19 protein-coding genes are annotated in these 21500 nt (G+C 50.0%); 7 read left to right on the top strand and 12 right to left on the bottom strand.

Features of this window, described 5'->3' with window-relative positions:
• Positions 1-825 carry a helix-turn-helix domain-containing protein gene (locus ACX1C1_RS16820; protein ID WP_458953327.1) on the top strand — a complete coding sequence of 275 codons (825 nt, stop codon included), beginning with the start codon at positions 1-3 and terminating at the stop codon, positions 823-825.
• 47 nt (positions 826-872) lie between these two features.
• Here ACX1C1_RS16820 and ACX1C1_RS16815 read toward each other — a convergent pair whose 3' ends face one another.
• The 3 genes from ACX1C1_RS16815 to ACX1C1_RS16805 are packed head-to-tail and all read right to left on the bottom strand — an operon-like array spanning position 873 to position 3080.
• Complete coding sequence (locus ACX1C1_RS16815; protein ID WP_458953326.1) at positions 873-1853, bottom strand: formylglycine-generating enzyme family protein; 981 nt, start codon at positions 1851-1853, stop codon at positions 873-875.
• A gap of 44 nt (positions 1854-1897) precedes the next feature.
• A complete protein-coding gene (locus ACX1C1_RS16810) occupies positions 1898-2440 on the bottom strand; it encodes a chromate transporter (protein ID WP_458953325.1) in 543 nt (180 codons plus the stop codon).
• 19 nt (positions 2441-2459) lie between these two features.
• Positions 2460-3080 (bottom strand): chromate transporter, encoded by a 621-nt coding sequence (locus ACX1C1_RS16805; protein ID WP_458953324.1) that lies wholly within the window; start codon positions 3078-3080, stop codon positions 2460-2462.
• 293 nt (positions 3081-3373) lie between these two features.
• Between ACX1C1_RS16805 and ACX1C1_RS16800 the strand changes: the two genes are divergently transcribed.
• Positions 3374-4576 (top strand): ROK family protein, encoded by a 1203-nt coding sequence (locus tag ACX1C1_RS16800; protein WP_458953323.1) that lies wholly within the window; start codon positions 3374-3376, stop codon positions 4574-4576.
• Between the two features lie 108 nt (positions 4577-4684).
• Here ACX1C1_RS16800 and ACX1C1_RS16795 read toward each other — a convergent pair whose 3' ends face one another.
• On the bottom strand, positions 4685-5548 hold the full coding sequence (locus ACX1C1_RS16795) for an MBL fold metallo-hydrolase (RefSeq protein ID WP_458953322.1): 864 nt from the start codon (positions 5546-5548) through the stop codon (positions 4685-4687).
• A 77-nt stretch (positions 5549-5625) separates the two neighbouring features.
• Between ACX1C1_RS16795 and ACX1C1_RS16790 the strand changes: the two genes are divergently transcribed.
• The gene (locus ACX1C1_RS16790) at positions 5626-7209 is read left to right on the top strand and encodes a hypothetical protein (RefSeq protein ID WP_458953321.1); all 1584 of its coding nucleotides are present in this window, start codon (positions 5626-5628) and stop codon (positions 7207-7209) included.
• Positions 7210-7237: 28 nt separating this feature from the next.
• Here ACX1C1_RS16790 and ACX1C1_RS16785 read toward each other — a convergent pair whose 3' ends face one another.
• Positions 7238-7624 carry a MerR family transcriptional regulator gene (locus ACX1C1_RS16785; protein WP_458953320.1) on the bottom strand — a complete coding sequence of 129 codons (387 nt, stop codon included), beginning with the start codon at positions 7622-7624 and terminating at the stop codon, positions 7238-7240.
• A 163-nt stretch (positions 7625-7787) separates the two neighbouring features.
• Here ACX1C1_RS16785 and ACX1C1_RS16780 point away from each other — a divergent pair, with 163 nt between their 5' ends.
• Positions 7788-8708, top strand: coding sequence for an aldo/keto reductase (locus tag ACX1C1_RS16780; RefSeq protein WP_458953319.1), 921 nt, complete (start codon positions 7788-7790; stop codon positions 8706-8708).
• A gap of 192 nt (positions 8709-8900) precedes the next feature.
• Here the strand turns inward: ACX1C1_RS16780 and ACX1C1_RS16775 are convergent, their stop codons facing one another.
• Together ACX1C1_RS16775 and ACX1C1_RS16770 are read right to left on the bottom strand one after the other, a co-directional pair.
• Positions 8901-10775 (bottom strand): squalene cyclase, encoded by a 1875-nt coding sequence (locus ACX1C1_RS16775; protein ID WP_458953318.1) that lies wholly within the window; start codon positions 10773-10775, stop codon positions 8901-8903.
• Between the two features lie 1261 nt (positions 10776-12036).
• Positions 12037-13077, bottom strand: coding sequence for an AraC family transcriptional regulator (locus ACX1C1_RS16770; RefSeq protein WP_458953317.1), 1041 nt, complete (start codon positions 13075-13077; stop codon positions 12037-12039).
• A gap of 127 nt (positions 13078-13204) precedes the next feature.
• On the opposite strand from ACX1C1_RS16770, the gene ACX1C1_RS16765 reads away from it, so the two are divergent.
• Positions 13205-13798 carry an NAD(P)H-dependent oxidoreductase gene (locus ACX1C1_RS16765; RefSeq protein ID WP_458953316.1) on the top strand — a complete coding sequence of 198 codons (594 nt, stop codon included), beginning with the start codon at positions 13205-13207 and terminating at the stop codon, positions 13796-13798.
• On the opposite strand, the gene ACX1C1_RS16760 is transcribed toward ACX1C1_RS16765, so the two are convergent.
• From ACX1C1_RS16760 to ACX1C1_RS16745, 4 genes are all read right to left on the bottom strand, one after another.
• Positions 13790-15184: an MATE family efflux transporter gene (locus ACX1C1_RS16760; RefSeq protein ID WP_458953315.1), complete on the bottom strand. Its 1395-nt coding sequence runs from the start codon at positions 15182-15184 to the stop codon at positions 13790-13792. The genes ACX1C1_RS16765 and ACX1C1_RS16760 overlap by 9 nt on opposite strands.
• Before the next feature lie 149 nt (positions 15185-15333).
• Positions 15334-16878, bottom strand: coding sequence for an AMP-binding protein (locus ACX1C1_RS16755; protein WP_458953314.1), 1545 nt, complete (start codon positions 16876-16878; stop codon positions 15334-15336).
• Positions 16878-17801, bottom strand: a complete 924-nt coding sequence (locus ACX1C1_RS16750) for an SDR family NAD(P)-dependent oxidoreductase (RefSeq protein WP_458953313.1) — start codon at positions 17799-17801, stop codon at positions 16878-16880. The genes ACX1C1_RS16755 and ACX1C1_RS16750 overlap by 1 nt, the downstream gene beginning before the upstream one ends.
• A gap of 25 nt (positions 17802-17826) precedes the next feature.
• Positions 17827-18384: a GNAT family N-acetyltransferase gene (locus ACX1C1_RS16745; protein ID WP_458953312.1), complete on the bottom strand. Its 558-nt coding sequence runs from the start codon at positions 18382-18384 to the stop codon at positions 17827-17829.
• 137 nt (positions 18385-18521) lie between these two features.
• On the opposite strand from ACX1C1_RS16745, the gene ACX1C1_RS16740 reads away from it, so the two are divergent.
• Together ACX1C1_RS16740 and ACX1C1_RS16735 are read left to right on the top strand one after the other, a co-directional pair.
• A complete protein-coding gene (locus tag ACX1C1_RS16740) occupies positions 18522-19682 on the top strand; it encodes an acyl-CoA dehydrogenase family protein (protein ID WP_458953311.1) in 1161 nt (386 codons plus the stop codon).
• A 53-nt stretch (positions 19683-19735) separates the two neighbouring features.
• A complete protein-coding gene (locus ACX1C1_RS16735; protein ID WP_458953310.1) occupies positions 19736-20113 on the top strand; it encodes a PH domain-containing protein in 378 nt (125 codons plus the stop codon).
• A 106-nt stretch (positions 20114-20219) separates the two neighbouring features.
• On the opposite strand, the gene ACX1C1_RS16730 is transcribed toward ACX1C1_RS16735, so the two are convergent.
• Positions 20220-21479 (bottom strand): FAD-binding protein, encoded by a 1260-nt coding sequence (locus tag ACX1C1_RS16730; RefSeq protein WP_458953309.1) that lies wholly within the window; start codon positions 21477-21479, stop codon positions 20220-20222.
• Between the last annotated feature and the right edge of the window lie 21 nt (positions 21480-21500).

The following is a 21500-nucleotide window of genomic DNA, read 5'->3' as shown; positions in this document are numbered from 1 at the left end:
ATGGTCGATAACCATAACGATTCTGCTATTCATACATATGCCCCAGCGCCCGGCGTGCTCGTCTCCGGTCACTTCTCGGAGCCTCATGGCTATGAAGTATCTCGCCCTGATGGCACAAGAGACTGGCTCATGACACTGACGCTTAGCGGTCGCGGCGAATATTCGCTGCACGGCGAACGATTCGGCTGCGAGGAAGGTGATGTTGTCGTATTGCCGCCTGGCATCCCGCATCATTATTACACGCCGCATGATAGCCGCTGGGAATTTGTATGGGCACACTTCAACCCGGAGCTGCGCTGGATGGAATTGCTGCGTTACCCTCATAACACGTATGGCGCAATGCGTCTGTCGTTAGGCGCATCCTCTGTGTTTGAACGAACCTCAAGCGCCTTCATGCGGCTTGTTCGTGAGAATCGGCATACCGGTCGATATGCGGAGCTGCTGTCGTTGAACGCATTAGAAGAGGTTCTCGTTCATCTTGCGGGTTTCTCTAGCGCGGACCAACGTCTTGATGCCAGGGTATCCGAAACGCTAACCTATTTGACCGATCATCTCAACGCTCCCCACACGGTCGCCGAACTGGCATCACGCGTCTCATTATCGCCCTCGCGTTTCTCGCATTTGTTCAAGGAGCAGACAGGTGACTCCGTCATGGAAACGCTGCTCAAGCTCCGGCTTAAACATGCTGCAAGACTGCTGGAGCATACCCCCCTGCTCGTGTCGGAGATCGCGGGCCTCACTGGCTTCCAGAGCCCGTTCTACTTTACGAAGCAGTTCACGGCATTATTTGGCTGCAGTCCGACGAACTATCGTAAGCGAACATAAAAAAAGCCCTTTCCTTCTGCATGAGGCAAAGGGAAAGGGGTTTTCGTTTAAATGTCTCGTGCGACGCGGAAACCGCAGTTACCGGTAGAGCTATCCGGCGTATTGGAGCTGCGCGCAGCCACTCGATACCGGTTGCAATAGGAGCGATGACAGAGATAAGAACCGCCCCGCATCGAACGTTTGCCAGTTGGGACATCATACCTCGGATTATGGACAGCCGTTATTTGGTGATAACTTGGCGTATACCAGTCCGAACACCATTCCCAAACATTCCCTGCCATCTGGTATAGGCCATAACCGTTGGGCTTGTACGAGTGCACCGGCGCTGTACCGACATAACCATCGCTTGCATTGTTCTTAACCGGGAACTTGCCCTGCCAGATGTTGCATTGATGCTCGTCATCCTGCTTCAGCAGATCGCCCCAAGGATACGTCTTGCCTTCAAGTCCGCCTCTAGCAGCATATTCCCATTCGGCCTCCGTCAGCATCCGAACGCCTGCCCAGCGGCAATAGGCCTCAGCGTCGTTCCACGACACATGGGTAACCGGATGATCCATTCGATCCTCAATGGAGGAATCAGAACCTTCAGGAGCAGCCCAATAGGAGCCACTCACGACAAGCCACCAAGGTACGCCTTGCGGGACGGTCTCCACCTGCTGCCGGGTTTCCTCCGAAGCTAGCAGATGGAAGACAAACGACCAGCCGAACTTCTCAGCTTCTGTACGATACCCCGTTGCGTCCACAAACGCTTTGAACTGACCAATCGTCACCGCATACGGCGATACGAGGAAAGACTTCATCCGCACTTCGCGTACGGGACCTTCACCGTCATTAGGAAATCCCTCTCGCGTGTCAGTCCCCATCCGGAACGTTCCTTCAGGAATAAGCACCATATGATGGTCGATATCTGGTTTCACTTTGCTTGACACTCTCCGCTCAAGCGTTACGAAGTTATGATTTGCCGGTTGTTCTTGCATGATATCCGATCGAGTTGCCGCGCAACACGAAGGCAGCTTGTCTTCGCTCATGGACCATCCCTCCAACTCCAACTTACATTCCGTCATTCAACTAACTAACTATATAAAGCTATCCCGATTAATCCGGACACGATAATAATCGTAAGCGGATGTTTGCGGAACAGGATTAGCGCCAATAACGATCCGCCAAATATTAACAATTGGCTTAGCGTGAACCACGAGATGGATGACACCAATCCATTACGCACTGCGAATACGACTGCTGCATATAGAATAAGACCTGTAATGACCGAACGCAACCCGTAAAGTGACGATTGCATCCATTTATTTTGATGAAGCTTAAAGAAAAGCGCCCCTACTACCACAATAAGCACGAACGAAGGCAATACCATTCCGATCGCAGCAACCAGCGCACCTCCAATCCCCGCCTGATGCATACCAACGAAAACAGCCATGTTGGTTGCGATCGGCCCCGGCGACATCCCGGCTACTGCAATCATGTCTGTGAATTCACTCACTGTCATCCAGCCATGCCGCTCAACAACTTCCTGTTGGATAAGCGGGATCATGGCGTATCCGCCTCCGAAAGCTACGAACCCGACCATTAGAAACGTCAGAAATAGCTCAAGCAGTATCATTCTGTTCCTCCTAGCCATACTAAATCATATAATCAAAAATTTGTTCCTTCTGCTGCAATGGTTGTTTAGCCGAACGTTCCCGCCCAAGCTTCGCTTTGGCCGACTGAATGACGATTCCCGCTGCCGCACCGCCTATGATCACCAGCATAGGATGAATATAGTTGCTGCCCACGAACAGCACAATTACCGTCGCGCAGATCAGTACTGCCGACGATTTGTCCACTAACGCTTTTTTGCCATATTTAATGGCAGCGAACGTAATAAGCGCTACGATTGTTGCTCGAATGGACATAAATGCCGCTTCGACCTTTGGATTATCCTTTACTTGCAAGAAAACAAATGACAAGGCGACAATAATCAGAAAAGTAGGCAGCAGCATTCCCAATAATGCAGCGATTGCTCCTCGAATGCCGGCCATTCGGTAACCGATAAAGGTCGCGGAATTGATGGCAACCGCACCGGGGATGGATTGAGCCACAGCGAATATATCAGCAATGTCATCGCCTTTCAGCCATTGTTTCTTCTCTACGACTTCCCGTTCCATTGCCGGCATCACCGCAAAGCCGCCTCCGAATGTCGAGGGGGCGATCTTAAGGAATGTTATGAACAACTCCCCTATCATTTTCCCCGTGCCCGTCATGTAGACCCTCTCCCTTATCCGTCTTCCGTGTTGTTGATCTATGAACTAGTATATCATCTTTTTTTCATTTTGGAATTAACTTTTCTTTAAAAGGGCTATAAACTTTAATTATGATGGTTTTTGGCCTAATAATCAGTCATTTATTCTGCTGTTATCTCATGAGATTACTTGGTATTATGGAGGTTTTTTTCATATTGCAAATAAGTCATAAGCTGCAATTGTATTCTAGCTAGCATGTATTTTTTAGGATATGATGAATGGTAAATGTATATAAAGATATAGGAGAAGTAGGGATGAGGATGGACCAGCACGCTACCAAACAATCCGTCAAACAATCGGTTTACCAGCATATTGCGCATCATGGCGTCGTCTCGAAAGCAGACTTGCTTCCTAGTTACGCGCTAACCTCCAGCACAATGAACCGTCTGCTCGAAGAATTAATCAGCGACGGATTAATCGCTGAATCCGGCTTTGGGCCGTCCAATGGCGGACGCAAACCTATACTATATCGTATCAACCAAGATTACGCGTACGTATTCGGGCTCGAAATATCACGATTTTATTCTACGTTAGGTCTATTCGATATGGGGATGAATCCCAAATCCTTGGTACGATGGCGGATGGATGAGGACATGACGCCTGTACACTTTGTGGCTCATGTTGCCAGTCGGATCAAGGCTCTACTCGCCGATCACGGTCTCAGTGAACAAAGAGTCATCGGCATTGGCATTGGAGCCGTAGGTCCATTGAATCGCGAAGAAGGATTGATCCTTAATCCGTTATATTTCCCGGCGAAAGGCTGGAATAACGTACATATCTGCTCACTCATCGAGCAAGCAACCGGCATCGCAGCAACGCTGGACAATGGCGCCAATACAGCCTTGATCGGTGAGCATTGGGCACTCCGGCACGAGCGCATCGAGCATATGGTTTATGTTCACGCCGGCATCAGCATGCGTTCGTCCATGATGTCGCATGGACGTATCGTATACGGCTCTGTCGATATGGAAGGTTCAATCGGACAGATGATTATCCAGAGTGATGGCCCTAAGCTGCACGAAGGAGGCAACTACGGCGCACTCGAGGCATATGTTTCCGTGCAAGCCCTCGAGAAGCAAGCGCGCTCGGATGCCAAGACGGGTCGAGGCGACTTGACGGATATTTATCATATTTCTGCCGAGAATATCGGTTACGACACTTTACTTAGGGAGTTGGCCCGCGATAATACTTATGTATCCGAACTATTCTTGCGAGCCGCACGTTATTTCGGGATCGGGCTGTCAAACGTCATCAACCTATTCCACCCACAGACGATCGTACTCGGAGGCACCTTAGTTAATTCGCATCAACGTTTCTTCCAGACTGCCACCGAAGTCGCCAGCAGCAATGCTTACCATTACCCGGAATATGTACCGATCTTCACCAAAGGCGAGCTCAAAGAAGATGCCGTCGCAACCGGGGCTGCTTTGATGGTATGGAAGGCCATGTCGATCTAACGAAGCTCGTATCCACCTATTCAAAACAAAATCCCTTCCCCTTCTGTCCGGCGGACAGATAGAGGAAGGGATTTTTGATGGGATGTCATCAGGAAACTGGGCTCTGAACTACTTCATATAAATAAATCTCTCGCCAGGGGCGAACAGATGAATGCGCGAGCTAGGATAGTGTTTGTACATATAATCGACGAAGTACGCCGGATTCTCGTCGTTATGGGCGAATAAGCCATAGTGCATTGGAACGGTCAGCTTCGCCCCGATCGCCGCAGAGAGATCTGCTGCTTCGCGGTAGTTCATGTTTCCGACGATTCCTTTCCGCTTCCGCGTATAATCACGGCCATTGATCGGAAGCAATGCGATATCTATACCTTGCGGCTTCAGCCAGTCCTCCAGCTCAACAAACCCGATGGTATCCCCTGCATGCAACAGCTTCAGTCCACCGAATTCGACCACATAGCTTAAATAGAGATGTTCTCCCGCTTCGTCCAACTCGAACTCTTCATGTTTCGCAGCATGCGCACGTAGTGTGATACCAGATTCATCCTCCCCCAAATGAAGAATCTCCTCATGAGAAATACCGATGAGCTGATCATCACTGAACCCCCAGTCCTGCATAAGGCTAAGATGCGCTCTTGGCACTACAAACTTTGTGTGCGCTGATCGTCCGATTTCGGTTAACGTCAGCTTGTCCATATGATCCTCATGATGATGAGAGCAGATGACATAATCCACGTCATGACATTCCTCTGGCAGCAGCGGAGATACAAACGCTCTGTTCCATGGCGCACCTGCCAGTTGGAACACCCAATCGGTCAAGTAGGGGTCCAATAAAACGGAAGTCCCTTTCCATTTCACAAGAAAACCCTCTTGACCGAGCGACCATACGGCAAGCATATCGTCTGGCAGCGAAGTCGCTTTGAATTGTTGAAAAACGGACTTTTCCTGTTTGCATTGCGGATCTTGTGTATTCATGCACATCCTCCTCAGACGAATGGTATACTATGGGTGAATCTATCATATTTGTAGCTAGATTGAAAGGATGACTATTGATGACTACTTTCCATAATCGGCAACTGGATATCGTGAAGCTTATCGCTGAACGAGCTTGCTCGCTGCCGCTGCTTTCCAGCGGACTTTGGTTTCATGGCGATATCCGCGACAACCTGTACCATGCTTCTTATCTGTATGCTGCTGCAATTGATGGCGCACCTCTCCCTCTTGACCATAAGTCCGCTATCGAAACCGCGACGTCCGTGCTGCTCCAAGTGCTTGATCTCCAAGATCACAATCCCGAAAGCGCTACATATGGTCATTGGCCACTTCATCTTGGTGATAAGCCGGCAGATGCGCCTAAGCATATTCTGCCTGTCGAAATTATGAGCTGCCTGCTTTCTGTGTTCCGAACTTCTTACGGGGAAGAGATGAAGTTAGAGTTGCGTCAAGCGCTGGACACTTCCATCGATCATATGTATCACTCTCGTTATTATGATGCGCCTCTTCATATGTACAATCATCATGAGGCCAAACATACCGCTGCCGCATTAATTTTCGGCACGATCCGAGATGACGCAGCACTCCTTCAGACAGCAGCCGAGCGCGTTCGTTCCACGCTAACGCAGCTGGAGACACATGGCATGTCGGAATACGGCATCTTGCCTTGGTTCTGGCATTGGACGCAGTCTTATTCGGCTGCATGGCAGCTTGTGCAAGACGATGCCGTTAAGGAAGATATCGAACGACTATTGAAGTGGCTTTGGCAAGAACGAGCAGACTATTACTTCCATGGCGCTTGGGCAGGGCCGCATTCTCGTTCGCTTCCGTCGGATGCGCCGACTGACCGCTGCGCCGCATTCGACTATGTCCAGTTTGGCGATTTCGAGCTCCCGATGTCGGTCCATCGGCCGGAGTATGCCGGGCTGCTGCTTTACGAAATCCCAGAATATATTCGCCAATCCGCACTGAATCGATCATATCCGCTTGAGATCAAACGTCATTATCCCGCTTCTGCAATCGAAACCGGGACACGACGGAGAAGCGTTGTCTTGCTGGATGAGACCTTTGCGCTCGGCGGCATGCTGGATCGTGTTGTCGAATTCGATAACGAGCAGCATCGTTGGGATATCACCTTCCCAATTGCCCAAGGCGCCGTTAACCAAGCCTACTTCGCGCACCCTGCGGCAAGTGGAGACAAGCTGCGCCACAGCAGCGGTGCAGAAGACATCGCCATCGAAGGAAACTGTTTAATCGCCCTCTACCAGCCGACATCCGATGCCGATCATGATCGACCGATCGTGGGTATCCTTCCACCGGGCGAGTGGATTGTTGATGAGCGAGCGATCTACGGCCAAGTTGGCGCTGCATTACTCGCCTTTCATCTCATGAAACCAATTGCGTTAATAGCTAGAACCGGCGATACAAGCGGCTTTGATGTCGAAGCGCTGGAAGGCGGAAGCAATGGTGTGATCGTTGAGGCGATTTCTCAGCGTCATGCAGCAACACTTGGCATCCATTCCCTGGCTGACTTTGTCGCAAACAGAGGTGCCAATGCGCCTAAGTTCGTCGCAGAGCCACTATCCGCATCGTATATCGGTCTCTCCGGCGCTACTATTAACTTGACACATAGCCGTGGATGATATGTCAAAGCTATAGTTTAACCGATCATTACCCGATCACGCTCTCCTTCGCGAACCGCTCCTGATACATTTGAGGGAGATGCTTGATTTTGTAGTTAATGGTGTCTAGACTGCTTCTTAGCTCCTCCATCTGCTCCTCCACTCGTTTCTTGTGGTCGAACAGAATTTGCATCCCTTTTTCCAGTACAGCATCGTTATCCGTGCAATGCTGAATCAGGCTGCGAAGATCCTTGATGGACATCTTCGATTGTTTCAGACAACGGATGAGGTCGATCCAATCGATATCCTGTTCGGAGAAGATTCGTGTTCCGTTCCGACGGTCTATGAATGGCAGCAGCCCTTCCTTGTCATAATATCGAATGGTATGAATCGACAGTCCGGAGCGTTCGGCCGCCTGCGATATGGTATAAGTCATATTACATTACCCGCTTTCTATATGATTACTAAATGTCTAGAGGTTACGCCAATGACCATGTGATGTCAATTCATTATGAATTGATATTGACCTAGAGTCCACTCTAGCGTTTATGTTGGTATAGAAACGATAACGAAACAACGCCGAAAGGGGCACTACTCCCATGAAAATGATTCCGATCGCGAATACAGATATTCAGGCTTCTAATCTTATTCTAGGCTGTATGCGCATTAAGCAGCTCTCCCTGCAAGAAACAGAAACTCTCGTACGTACTGCAATGGAAGAGAATATCAACTTCTTCGACCATGCGGATATTTATGGCGGCGGAGAGTGCGAGACTCACTTCTCACAGGCTATCGGAATGAACGCGAGCATTAGGGAACAGATGATTATTCAGAGCAAATGCGGTATACGCAAAGGATATTTTGACTTTTCCAAGGAGCATATCTTAGCTTCCGTCGATGGCATTCTTGGGCGGCTAAACACGGATTATTTGGACATTTTGCTGCTCCACCGCCCTGACGCCCTTGTAGAGCCGGAAGAAGTAGCTGAGGCATTTGATCACCTGCAATCCAGCGGCAAGGTTCGCCACTTCGGCGTTTCTAACCATTCGCCACTTCAGATCGAGCTGCTGAAGAAATTCGTGAAGCAGCCACTGGTTGCGAACCAACTGCAATTCAGTATCGCGCACACGCCGCTGGTTGACTCCGGTATCGCGCTGAACATGAACATCGACCAATCGGTTAATCGCGAAGGCGGCATCCTCGATTACAGCCGACTTCACGACATAACGGTTCAAGCTTGGTCGCCATTCCAGCAAGGTTTCTTTAATGGACCTTTCCTTGGTGACTTAGATAACTATCCCGAGCTCAACACCTATATCGACGGCCTCGCCCTCAAATATGGCGTTACCAACACGGCGATTGCCGTCGCATGGATTACTCGTCATCCGGCCAACATCCAAGTTGTACTCGGTACAACTAACGTCGGTCGTCTCAAGGATTCCTACCAAGGCTCCGATATCCCTATGACGCGCGAAGAGTGGTACGGCATCTACAAAGCAGCGGGTAATATCGTGCCTTAATGATATAACGGAAAGTAATTCTTGACCCACTAAACAACAAAGAACGTTCGAAAGCTACCCCATTGGAGGGCTAGTGACGAACGTTCTTTTGGTTTAATGGGACGGTATTGCAGACGTTAATTTTCGAACATTCGAACATTCGGACATTCGAACATTCGGACATTCGAACATTCGAGGAGGAGCATCATTCCTTTATCCATTCACATGCTCAAATTTCCGTACATATGCAGATAATGCAAGCATGGGCCATATGATGTTATTGCTAGGGTAATGCGCGTACATGCTTCCCGGTAGCATCGCTCCGGTCGGGTATGTGGATGCCCAACCTCCCGCACGCAATGATCGCAGCAACGACTCCACTCCCCTCTCCATCTCTGGACTAGGTTTATGGTGTGCAGCAATCAGACCGCTTAGAGCCCATGCCGTCTGAGAAGGCGTGCTCGCGTTCAAAGGTACGTATCGTTTACGCACATCGCTGACGCAGCTCTCGCCCCAGCCTCCGTCTGCATTTTGAATGTCGTATAACCAACGTATGCCTTTGGTTATCGCGGGATGATCATTCGCGAGACCGACAGCCAGCAGTCCTTGCAAGGCCATTCCGGTACCATGAACATAAGCAATCCCCCATCTGCCATACCAGCTGCCATCCCGCTCTTGACGCGACAGCACCCACTTCACAGAATCATCTACCCATTGATGCCCGATCGTCATCTCAAGCTCATGACCTACAAAATCAAGCACTCTGCTCGTTAGATCGATCGTCGAAGGATCGGAAGCAATATCAGACTTACCGTCAAAGGTGAAAAACAAGTCCGTTATCGAGCTTCCCCGTTTCTCGAACGCCGGCCAGCCTCCGTCATCATTCCGCATCGAAAGCACAAAGTTTAATCCCCTCTGCCAGTTAGAAGTCCCATTTTCTAATCGAGTTACGAAAGGTCGAGTCGCTCTAAGCGCGGCAACGCTGTCGTCCACATCGGGGTAGATCGTGTTCACATCCGAGAAGCCCCAGCCTCCCGGTTCGGTATGCGGACTTCTACGAATCCAATCACCGATACGAGTCTGTTGTCTTGCGCTCAGATAAAGTGCTGCATTTTCTAGCGCAGTCGACGTTTCGTATGAAGGCAGACCAGACCCCAGCAGTGCAGAGCTGATCATCGCAGTATCCCACACCTCAGATGATGCCGTCTGAATATGAGCGCGATCCAAACATTGAAGAGACAAAATCCCACTCAGAAGTCGATCCATCAATGGCGATTGAACAGGCTCATGTAAGGCCATCATAGCTAACGCCATCAGAATTGTCGAAGTCGAATAGGTTAGCAGCGTGCCATTAGGTTCAAGTCTCTCCATCATAAATTTTTTGGCTTGATCCATGGCGTTTGGTGAACCTACAACAGGCAAGCTATCAAGCGGTAACGCCGAAAGAAAAACATTAAGCGCGGAGATCCATGTATGATCGTTGGCAAACGACCGCTGTCCATCCGTGAACAATCCTCCCATATCCGGCATCCATTCGTTCCTCGCCGAGAATTGGAGATTCGACATCATGAGTGTAGGGATCAGATGCACGCGCGCGTGTCCCGACAATGAGAATAGATCGAGTCCCTTTTGTGAGAAAAAAAGCTCAAGAGGCAGCCGTAATTGCTTCGGCCACTCTACTTGACCGGTCGCGGCGAAGATCACCTGCGTTAGCAGGCTTTTGGCATTGGTGAGACCTCCTTTGGAGTGAATAAATTGTCTGGCCTTTTCCATTGGTGCATCCGTCATCGTGTAGAAACCTGCGCAAAGAAGCGCGTAATATGCCTCCGAGGTCGCCTCCAGGCTGCCCTCATCGTCATGATACAGCTTCCACGCTCCGTTCGGCTGCTGCAGCGATGCAATCCGGGCGGCGATTGGTCTTATAAAAGCATCATCTCTCCGCCTTAGCGCAGTCAACAATACGATCCAATAACAATCCGTCGAGATCCCCGTGTCCAAGCAAAGACGCCACGCACCATCCGATGATTGCGAAGCCATCGCTCCCATCGCGAGTGTCCGAATCCCAGCCTTGAGCTCATCAAAGTCCATTCCCGACTCATCCTTTGCCGATTTCGTTGCTATATGTATATGCGGGCAAAGGCGGAGATAGGCGCTATCCATATGTCGCAAGGAAACGAATCCATAGGTATCAGATCCAAAAGTAACGAACCCCTTTCTTCGAGCTCTTGTTTCCGAACTTCGAAATACGTATACTGGAATCAACTGACGAAGAACGTCCGATTCCATTCTTTTTAGAATGGGATCCGGGCGTTCTTTTTTTGTGATCAAGAGATGGAGGGAACGAACATGACATTCGATGTGGAGCATGCGATTTTTTTGAAGCTACATTTGAACAGCAGGACTGGGGAGCGACGAGGAAGGCTCGCTAGAGGGCATCGGCATGCCGAAAAGTTATTTTGCGAAAAAGTGTGGTGGCCCTTCTACGGTAGTTTCGAAGGATCATTTCATTCGCTTATGACGATGTTGCCAATCGACCTGAACTATGTATGACATTGCTTAAGCTCGTTCTAGGGATATCACCCAGCTCACCAATTGATTCTGCTAGTCTGAACATTAGCCAGGTAACCGATCGCGAGCTTGTCCGGCTTGCTTGTGTGCTTGCCCGCCCTTTGCGACCGATCGATGTATCTAATCATCTCAGCATCAATCATCGCACCGCCGTCAAACTATTGCAGTCCTTATCGCATCGAAAACTATTCATCCCAGTAAGCGGACCCCAAGGCAAATATACGGTCCAATATGCAATGCAGCAGTCGGCGCTACGGTTGCTGTGAAGGTGAAGAGGGGCGGTTTGTATGGGCGGTTTGTATGGTGCGGATATTGAGGACAGAGTTACAGTAATGGGATGAGGAAGTAGCTGATGCTAGAGTAATTTATGTTACTGTTCTTAGGTTCACATCGAATCCAATCATATTTCGGTCATGTGCAATACCGCTTTATCATAAGATTGTTGCAAAACATACAGGATTCTCGTCAGCACACCTGAATTTTATCGATATTCCTGCATTGCGTACATCAAAATTGGGATATTTAAGTCGCTCGAACGAAATACAAAGAAGAATCCTGCACAAAATGCTGGATTCTTCACAAATATGGGTATATTCCTGGAATTTTGCTGTACAGAATACAGCATTATTACGGAGACGCATCTTCCGCATACATTTCAGCAATCCGAGAATGCGTCACTACTTGAGCAGCCTGCACATGTATATACCTCGCTCGTCCTGCGATTCTGCAAGCCAGGCTTGCACACCTTCACCCCGCACCCACTAATGTCCAGTCCCAGCAACTAACCGCTCAGCTCCACGCCATTGCGCCAAGCATGCTCGCGGTATTGGCCCGGAGTTTGCCCTGTCCACCTCTTAAATGCGCTCTGAAAGGCGCTTGGCTCAGAGAAGTGCAGCGCGTATGCAATGTCCCCAATGGAGATGCCGGGCATTCTCAAGTACCCTTGCGCCATTCCTTTGCGTACCTGGATGGACAGATCGTTAAACGATGTGCCCTCCAGCTTGAGCTTATGCTGCAGAGTGCGCACACTCATGCCCAGCGCTGCTGCCGTTTCCTGGACGGTAGGGAAATACGTTGGCAAGCACTCCCGCATCCAAGCCATAACCTTCTCGCCTGTACCATCGGAAACCTCCAGCGCCAATTGTTCCATTGTGTCCTTAGCCATACGCTCGAACACGCCAAGCTTCTTGGGATCGGAATACAGGACTGGATACTCGAGAACTTCTTTCGGTAATCGCAGTGCCGTCGAATGACTGCCGAAACGCGGCAGCCTGCCAAACGCCTCTTCGTAAGGAACAAGATTGTCCGGCGGATGATGTTCGAAGGACACATCGTGCAGCTCGATTGTTCGATTACTCAGTTTGCCTATCATCTTGTAGACAGAGGCCGTCATATCCTCCGCGCAGTGTCTCGACAGCCCCCCATTCTCACGATTCTGCAGCCGCATCACAAGGAGAAGCTCGTCACCGACAACCTCTAGTAAGATATTAAAACCACTGCATAACAAATCGTTATATCGCATGTAGGCAGCCAGCGCATCTCCAACCGTACGCGAATGCATCATGACGTAACCGAGAATCCCCATATCCGCAAAATCCGTTATCTCACCTTGGAGCAAGCCGAAATGTTGATCGTCCACAAACGCAGCGGCAGCCAACATGAGACGTTCCAGCTCCTGCGAAGGAATTCGTGCTTCCGGATTCCGCAGCAAATCTGTATCCAGCGAGACGGACGCACAATATATGTCGGGATCACCGCCCTTATAAACAATCGTCTTCAGGATGGGATACACCATCGTAATCGCGATATCTGTTCGTGTCAAACGCACTCCCCGCCTTCTATCTTGCGTAAATTCGCAATACAAGTTGCGTTTTCGATCATCAACATAACCCTCCGTATGCTTTATGCTACTTATAGAAAACCGAATAACTATGCGGAGGTTACACACGATGAGTCAATCAACCCAATCAAACATATTGATTATTAACGGTCACCCCAATCCCGACAGCTTCTGCGCGGCGCTTACTCAAGCGTATAGAGCTGGCGCGATCGCCAGCGGTGCGCAGATTCGCAGCATTGAGCTAGGCCAAATCAACTTCAATCCCAATCTGAACTTTGGTTACAGCAAACGTACCGAGCTGGAGCCTGACTTGCTGCAAGCGCAGGAGCTCATCCAATGGGCGGAACATATCGTGTTTGTTTATCCTACTTGGTGGGGTGCTATGCCCGCTTTATTGAAAGGGTTCATCGACCGAATCTTTTTGCCTGGATTCGCCTTCAAGTATCGCGATAATTCGCCGTTCTGGGATAAGCTGCTTGCAGGAAAATCCGCACACCTAATCGTAACCTCGGATACACCGTCTTGGTACAATCGGTTTGTCTACAAGAACGCAGGCCATAACGTCATGCGCAACAATATTCTGAAATTTTGCGGGATCAGCCCCGTCCGTATCACGGAGTTTACGCCGATCAAATCATCCACACCTGAACAACGAACGAAGTGGCTGGAGCAGACTAAGAAGCTCGGTGCCACATCAAATTAATTTATGTTTATACCACTTGTCGCCTTTGTAGCGCCAGTAGAACACGATGCCGCGCACTGCCCATTCGGCAACCATAGCGACCCACACGCCCATCAGGCCATAACCAAGCGTAATACCAAGCACATACCCAAGTATGATGCGGAACAGCCACATCGTCAGCAGTGCGGTGATCGAAGTGAATTTCGAATCACCCGCTGCTCTCAGCGCGGCCGGCATAATAAAGCTGAGCGACCACAGAAGCGGCTGAGCAATCGAGATGAGCAAAATTAACGCAAAGATATCGGGTACTATTTCCTCCGGCGGAGCGTACATATGGACAAGCAACGGGAAAATCGCGAGCAGGACGATCGTTATGAATACAAAAAAGACATTGGACAACGAAAGGAATGATGAAATAAACTTCCTTGCGTCTTCTACATTTTTGCGTCCAATTGATTGCCCTACTACCGTAACGATCGCCGCCCCTAACGCCACTCCGCCAATCTGAAAGAGCATCGACAGCGAGCCGGCAATGGCATTGACCGTAATCGCCATCGTTCCAAGGTGGACGATAAAGGTCTGCGTCAACAGCTTCCCGCCATTAAAGAAAATTTGCTCTGCGGCAAATGGAAGTCCGATGTACATAATTTTGCGAAGCAGGGACAAATGAGTCTGAAGCATATGTTTGAGCTTGAATCGCAAGGTCTGGTTGAAACGCACAAGGTACACAATGGACACAACCATACCGAGAACACGCGCAATAATTAGCGAAATAGATAAACCGACAATCCCTAGATCAAACACCTTGATCAACACGATATTCAGCACGAAATACGATAAATTCAAAACGATCGATAACATTAAACATGCTTTGGTCTCCGCAACGCCGCGCAGCGCGCCTGTTACCCCCTGATAGATCGCAACAAACGGATAGGAGATACAGCTCCCGATCAAAAATATTTTGGCGTTATGCAGCACCTCTGCATCCGCTCCGCCGAATAGCGCCCCAAGCAACGGTGTATGAAACACGATAACAAGAGCGCTGATGACAACAGAGATAATCGCCACGGACGAAATGGATTGAGAGGCCGCCTTGGATACCATCTCTTCGTTGCCGCTGCCCTTATACTGCGCGACGATGACCGTCCCTCCCGTCGCGATCGCAATGAATAAGCTGATCATAAATATATTAATGGAGTCGACCATACTAACGGCACTGACCGCAGCAACACCAGACGAGCTGACCATTGCCGTATTCATGATGGCCATTAATACGATAAAGGCTGAGTCGACAAAAATCGGAATAATGATTGCGAAAATTTGTTTAAAATCCATAGAACTGCCGCTGAAATGTCGGTTTAACAGCATCACGCTGCTCTCGCGCAGTCTTGTTGTCAGGCCTTGCACGGTATCATCACTTCTTTTCTTATTCGATAGCCGGCGATGTGACTCAACTCGGCTTTCTCAGTATAACAAAAAAAGCGGAGCTCTCCCCGCTTTTCATCTAATTAATTCAGCCAGTAAGAGATATGCCCGATTAATATGTAAGTTCCTCGTCATTTCAGCAGCTTCTTGTCCGGTTTGCCGGCTGCCGTGTATGGGATCTCCTCTACCAGAACAATCTCATTAGGCATTTGGAATCTTGCGATTCTCGGGCGGAGCCACTCCACGATAGCCGAAGGCTCCAATTCGGCTTGTTTCACAGGTTGCACAAACGCGATTAGCCGCTGCCCGAACATCTCATCGGCTCTCCCTATTACGATAGCATCTTCAATCATGGGATGTTGAACGATTATCCCCTCGACATCCCGAGGATACACATTCTCTCCTCCAGAGACAATCATATCGTCGCTTCTGCCATAGAGCGTATACAGCCCGCTCGACTCACGAATGCCAATATCTCCGGAATCGATCCACTTTGCTTTCCCGATAATCCCGATCAGCCATGCAGGTCGCGATTGAATACAAAGCCGCCCTGCTATACCGTCCCGTACCTTCTTATCGTGTTGATCGAGCACCATAAGCGGAACACCGACTATCTTTCGTCCGATTGTGCCTGCATGCTGCTTCATCTCCTGCGGAGTAGCAATAGTCGTCAACCCGCCCTCCGTCGTCCCATACAAATTGTATAACACCTCGCCTAGCTGCCTCATTGTCTCATCGGCCAGCTTACCGCTTAGCTCTGCTCCCCCCGAAGCAATGCATGCAAGTGAGCGCAGCGCGACTGGATCATGTTTTAGCATTTTACGCAGCATCAAGGGAACGACCGTCACGATCTCTACTTCATGTTCGCGAATGAGCTGACAGGATGCAGCAGCCTGAAAGCGGGGCGTCAACCAGATTCTGTAGCCGAGCGCTATAAACAGGAACAAATTAGCAAGTCCAAATCCATGCGCGATCGGAGTGGCGATATACACCGTGCGACAGCTCAAATACGGGAGCTTCGTCAAAAGCGCATGAAACGGAGGTAAATATTGGAATAAAGAAGGATGATGCGGAACACGCTTGGACTTGCCTGTCGTACCGCCTGTCAGCAGCATGATGCGGCCCGAGGCGATCCGCTGCGGCACGATATCCCGCGGCTCCTCGTCACTCTCAAGCCCGCTTATAACCTCTTCCACATAAACGACTTTGCACGTTGCCATTGCCGACTGCCTTAAGCTCTCCTCATCTAGCCCCTTCTCCCCGCCAACCAAAAGCAATTGAAGATCATTGTCTTGCACCATTGCCGCCAATTGACTCTGACTGAGATCTGGATGAAGCAAATAAAGCTCCGCCCCCGTCGCAGAAACAGCGAAGATCGTTTGCACAAGCGTCAAGCTGTTATGTCCAACAAGTCCTACTTTCACGCCTTTTCCCACATCATATTGATGTCCCAACCTATGTGTTAGCTTCAAACAATCGTCAAATAGCTGACGATAGGTGATTGAAGCCCCTTCCATCTCAATTGCTGGGCAATCGCCATACCTTCGCTCAGACAGCTTCAGCAGTACCATGACATTGGGACCGTAGCGAATCATTGCGGATATAAGATGCCATATGCCGGCAGAGCTTAGCAGCTTCATGCGGTACATAACCTTAATCAAAAAGATGAGCCCCATTACCTTTTCTCCTTTGCACGGAAGCTGGCCGGAGCAATCCGTTCCCATAGCCCTCTACCCCATAAAGACGCCCATTCACAGACGGGCATCCACCATGGCCGAATCCTCATCCTGCGCGTATAGATCGACTTAGCGATCAGCTCCGCAGCATGCTCGGCGTTCATTGCCGGCATTTTGGCATACTGCTTTGTAGGCTCGATCATCGGCGTGCGTACCAGCGGCAAATACACCGAAGTCGTTGCTATACCGTTCGCATTGAGCTCTGGAGCAGCGGATCGGAGCCATACATCAAAGGCTGACTTGGACGCTTGATACGCCGCCCACTTTGGGAAAGGGATGAGTGATGCATTAATGGTGCTTACGTTGATCATTTGTCCGCTTGATTGCTGAAGCTGCGGTATGAGTGCCAACAAAAGCGTAACAGGTGCCGTATAGTTGATCGCCATCGTCCTTGCAAAGTCATGAGGACGGTCTAGCGAATCCATGATCGATCGACGAATCGACAGCCCTGCATTACTTACGAAAACATCAAGCGTCAGCCCTAACCGATCTACAAATGCGAGCAACGCCGACAACTGACCTTCATTTCGCAGATCCGCTCCAAAGATAGAAACAGCTCGCATTGATCGATGCATCATGGAGTCACCTGTTGATGTCGTATAGGTTTCACCTTCGCCTGTCCATACGCCGATCGGGTCTTTTCCAGTAATCTGACAGGCGATTTCCCGCAGCTTTATGACGTTTCTGCCAGTCAAGATGAGATGGACCTTATAGTGGCCAAGCAAATAAGCAAGCTGCTCTCCGATGCCCGAGCTCGCCCCTGTGATTAGCACTGTTTTCCCTTCCAGCGCATGCTTCAGCTTCTTCTTATCGAGCGAAGCACGGGGAAACAGCAGCCGCTCAAGCAAGGTATAGTCTCTCATGAGGGCAACCTCCTAGTCTATTCGTTCAGCTATCCTCCCGTACGATTGCGTATAGCAACAAATCCTGATGAGTTCCTTTATGTTTCACGACTTTGCGCATCGTGCCTTCATAGGTCATGCCCAGCTTCTCCATGACTTTGGCGGAGCCGATATTCGGAACGAGGCATCTGGCTTCGATTCGGACAAGCCCCATATGCCGGAAACCAAAATCCACAATTTGTTTCGCAGCCTCCGTCATAAGACCTTTGTTCCAATATTCTTTGGACAAGGCATACCCCAGCTCCGCACTTGCGTGTGCCGTCGACCAATGGACAAATCCACAAGTGCCGATAAACGTAGATGTCGCTTTATCCTCGACTCCCCACGGGGCCAGCTCGCCATTCGTATATTTATTAGTCAGGTGTTCAATAAAGCCCCATGTATCCGCCATCGTCTGGTGAGGGTACCACGTTGTAAACTCGGATACGTCCGGATCGGCGCAATAACGGAACATATCCTCCGCATCCTCCCGCGTCACCGGGCGCAGCCTCAATCGTTCTGTCTCCATCACTGGAAATGTTCCGAAAACATCCTGAACTTGCATCGTAATCGCCTTCCTTTCTAACTTTAAGTATTCAACCCCACACAAGAAATCCCTTTTCTTCGACTTATAGAACGATGTACGAATAACGTGTATCATGAAAGCTACAACCCATGTTTTGATGAAGGAGCGAAACCAGAATGCCCAGATACATTGATCAATTTGTACACAACGATCTAGAACGCGCACGCCTCGAAACGTTCGAAACACTCGCAGCGACGTTTGCCGGACGCGCGTCAGCTCATGACAGGGCTGGATCGTTCCCTTTCGATAATTTTGCCGATCTGCAAGCAGCCGGCTACATGAAATTAACTGTCCCTACCAGTTACGGTGGTGATGGCATAAGCCTATACGAGCTTGTTCAGATCCAGGAACGGCTCGCATATGGCGATGGTTCGACCTCACTTGCAGCAGGCTGGCATATTGGTCAAATTTTTCATTACCGTGAGTCCGGCAAATGGCAACCGGAGCTGTTTGCCAACTTATGCCAATCGGTCGTGCAGGACGGCACGATGATCAATACATTTGCCAGTGAAGCCGCTACGGGCAGTCCCAGTCGGGGCGGCAAACCCCAGACGGCAGCCGTGCGAACCGACGGAGGCTGGTTATTGACCGGTCGCAAGACGTTCAGTACGCTGTCGCCCATCCTCGATCGGTTCGTCGTTTCGGCTTACATTGAAGAAGAAGATGTCGTAAGCGAATTTTTAGTCAAGAAGTCCGCAGAGGTCTCTGTCGTTGAAACGTGGGACTCGCTTGGCATGCGAGCGACGGGCAGTCACGATGTTGTTTTGTCAGACGCGTTCGTACCTAACGATGCTCGGATCAAAGGACAAGGGATAGACGATGGCGGAGGCTGGCTTCTCCACATTCCGGCTTGTTATATGGGAATCGCGCTTGCTGCAAGAGATTGCGCGTTGTCCTTCGCGCGTACGTACCAGCCTAATTATACAGATAAGCCCATTGCGTCGTTCCCCGCTGTGCAGGCAATGATCGGAGAGCTGGAGCTTACACTTCGGTCTGCGAGAACGAACCTGTATGCCATTGCGGACCGTTGGGACCGGATGCCTGACGAACGAGCAGCCATGAAACCTGAGCTGGGTATGGCCAAATACAATGTGACCAACGGAGCCATTCGAATCGTCGATTTGGCGATGCGCATCGTCGGCGGCACCAGCTTGTCGCGCGCTAACCCGCTGGAGCGGTATTACCGCGATGTCAGGGCCGGCCTTCATAATCCTCCGATGGATGGGAGCGTTATCCAGAGCTTGGCAACCGCCGCGCTTATGGATTCATTTTCCTAGTTTGTGGTAAAATGAATGAGGTTTCATACATGGTGTTCCAAGGGGGATTTATAATGGGATTGTTCGACGGATTAATGGGCAATGCAACAGAACTCCAGATGGAGGATGTGCAGAAGGAGTTCGGTCATGTTCTGGGCAAATCAGAGCGCTTCGAGAAGGCTTATAAGCTGATTCGCGATTTATTTATATTCACGGACAAACGTCTTATCCTTGTTGACAAACAAGGCCTCTCGGGCAAGAAGGTCGAAATTCATTCGTACCCATACAAGAGCATCACGCACTTCAGCATCGAGACAGCAGGCACATTCGACATGGATGCTGAATTGAAAATCTGGATTTCCGGTTCGGCATTGCCGGTCCAGAAGAAGTTCAACAAAACGCTTAACATCTATGAGCTCCAAAGCGTATTATCCGACTATGTGCTGAAATAATATCATCGATTAGCAACTGCAATGATCATGATCCTCTTTAAGCGTAATAGCAATAAGGCAGCCCCTGACTTCATCGTCAAGGACTGCCTTTCTTATATGCCACGAATTAGTAAATGTACGTTTCCAGGAAGGAATTGCGGAACTTGCCATTCGGATCACAGTCTCGAACAAGCTCTCTAAAAGCAGGCAGCTTGGCATAAGACGCCTTTACCTTGGATGGCTCCATCGTAAAGAGCTTACCCCAATGCGGTATCGCGCCAAACGGCTCCAGCTTCTCTTCGATTAGAGGGAGCAGCGCACGAACAGCCGCCCAGTCGGGCTTCCATGTGAAATGTAGAGCGACGGTATCTTGCCCATAACAAGGGCTCATCCAGAGATCATCAGCTTTAACCGTCCTCATCTCAGAGATGTAGAGCAGCGGTGAGATTAGGCCTGACAACCCAGATAACGAGGTTAACATGTCGTAGGCATAACGCCGTGGCACAAAATATTCGCTTTGCAGCTCTTCACCCGCACTTGGCGTAAAGACCATTCGGAAATGAGGAAGCCGCTCATGCCATGGCCCCTCGATTCCGAGCTGATCACTGCAATTCTCTGCTGATACTCCGAGTACGGGATGCCGTTTCACAGTGGAGCCTAACGCGCCGTAATAACGTTTGGCGTCAAAGCTCAATAACCCATCCCCTGCCGGGACGGCTTGCTTGACCCATACTTGATTGAAGCTCGAGTCCCGCCAATCCGTGAACAAACTAACGCTATAGCCAGATGAAACTACCTCTTCGAATTGCGTCTCTAGCGCGTTGAACGGAAGATCCTCGAACACATGCTGCATCATCTCAAACGCCGGAACAACCTTCAGAGTAAGCTTCGTTACGACACCTAACGCGCCAAGTCCAACTGCAGCGCCCGCCAACCTGCTGTCCCCATACGACAACTGAAGCAGCTGTCCGTCTCCCGTCACAAGCTCCATGCCGCATACGGCTGTCGCCAGATTGCCGTGTCTGACGCCAGAGCCATGAGTAGCCGTCGCGCATGCGCCTGCCACCGTGATATGCGGCAAGGATGCCAGATTATGCAGCGCATAACCTTGCTCGTGCAAATAGCAGCATAATTCTCCGTATCGAATGCCGCCCTCAACGGTAACAGTCATGTTCTCCTTGTCCAGCAACAGAACCCGGTTCAGTCTCTCCAGGGACAGATGCACGGCATCCGTATCTGCAATACTATTGAACGAATGCCTGGAGCCAATTACTTTAACTCTCGCGTGACTTGCAACCAGCGCTTGTACCTCTTCAATGTTTTCAGGAAGGTGGCATTCTTGTGCGCCATAGACGAAGTTGCCAGCCCAATTTTTTCTTCCGCTCATGATGTACATGTCCCCCAAGGC

Source organism: Paenibacillus sp. strain BS8-2 (assembly GCF_054483835.1).
Note: the sequence above shows the minus strand (reverse complement) of the source record. Positions and strands in the feature narration are given on the sequence as shown.

Excerpts from the sequence above, each read along its gene's own strand:
- ACX1C1_RS16820 (WP_458953327.1), top strand. The coding sequence starts at position 1 with ATGGTCGATAACCATAACGATTCTGCTATTCATACATATGCCCCAGCG.
- ACX1C1_RS16815 (WP_458953326.1), bottom strand. The coding sequence starts at position 1,853 with ATGAGCGAAGACAAGCTGCCTTCGTGTTGCGCGGCAACTCGATCGGAT.
- ACX1C1_RS16810 (WP_458953325.1), bottom strand. The coding sequence starts at position 2,440 with ATGATACTGCTTGAGCTATTTCTGACGTTTCTAATGGTCGGGTTCGTA.
- ACX1C1_RS16805 (WP_458953324.1), bottom strand. The coding sequence starts at position 3,080 with ATGACGGGCACGGGGAAAATGATAGGGGAGTTGTTCATAACATTCCTT.
- ACX1C1_RS16800 (WP_458953323.1), top strand. The coding sequence starts at position 3,374 with ATGAGGATGGACCAGCACGCTACCAAACAATCCGTCAAACAATCGGTT.
- ACX1C1_RS16795 (WP_458953322.1), bottom strand. The coding sequence starts at position 5,548 with ATGAATACACAAGATCCGCAATGCAAACAGGAAAAGTCCGTTTTTCAA.
- ACX1C1_RS16790 (WP_458953321.1), top strand. The coding sequence starts at position 5,626 with ATGACTACTTTCCATAATCGGCAACTGGATATCGTGAAGCTTATCGCT.
- ACX1C1_RS16785 (WP_458953320.1), bottom strand. The coding sequence starts at position 7,624 with ATGACTTATACCATATCGCAGGCGGCCGAACGCTCCGGACTGTCGATT.
- ACX1C1_RS16780 (WP_458953319.1), top strand. The coding sequence starts at position 7,788 with ATGAAAATGATTCCGATCGCGAATACAGATATTCAGGCTTCTAATCTT.
- ACX1C1_RS16775 (WP_458953318.1), bottom strand. The coding sequence starts at position 10,775 with ATGGACTTTGATGAGCTCAAGGCTGGGATTCGGACACTCGCGATGGGA.
- ACX1C1_RS16765 (WP_458953316.1), top strand. The coding sequence starts at position 13,205 with ATGAGTCAATCAACCCAATCAAACATATTGATTATTAACGGTCACCCC.
- ACX1C1_RS16755 (WP_458953314.1), bottom strand. The coding sequence starts at position 16,878 with ATGGGGCTCATCTTTTTGATTAAGGTTATGTACCGCATGAAGCTGCTA.
- ACX1C1_RS16750 (WP_458953313.1), bottom strand. The coding sequence starts at position 17,801 with ATGAGAGACTATACCTTGCTTGAGCGGCTGCTGTTTCCCCGTGCTTCG.
- ACX1C1_RS16745 (WP_458953312.1), bottom strand. The coding sequence starts at position 18,384 with ATGCAAGTTCAGGATGTTTTCGGAACATTTCCAGTGATGGAGACAGAA.
- ACX1C1_RS16740 (WP_458953311.1), top strand. The coding sequence starts at position 18,522 with ATGCCCAGATACATTGATCAATTTGTACACAACGATCTAGAACGCGCA.
- ACX1C1_RS16735 (WP_458953310.1), top strand. The coding sequence starts at position 19,736 with ATGGGATTGTTCGACGGATTAATGGGCAATGCAACAGAACTCCAGATG.
- ACX1C1_RS16730 (WP_458953309.1), bottom strand. The coding sequence starts at position 21,479 with ATGAGCGGAAGAAAAAATTGGGCTGGCAACTTCGTCTATGGCGCACAA.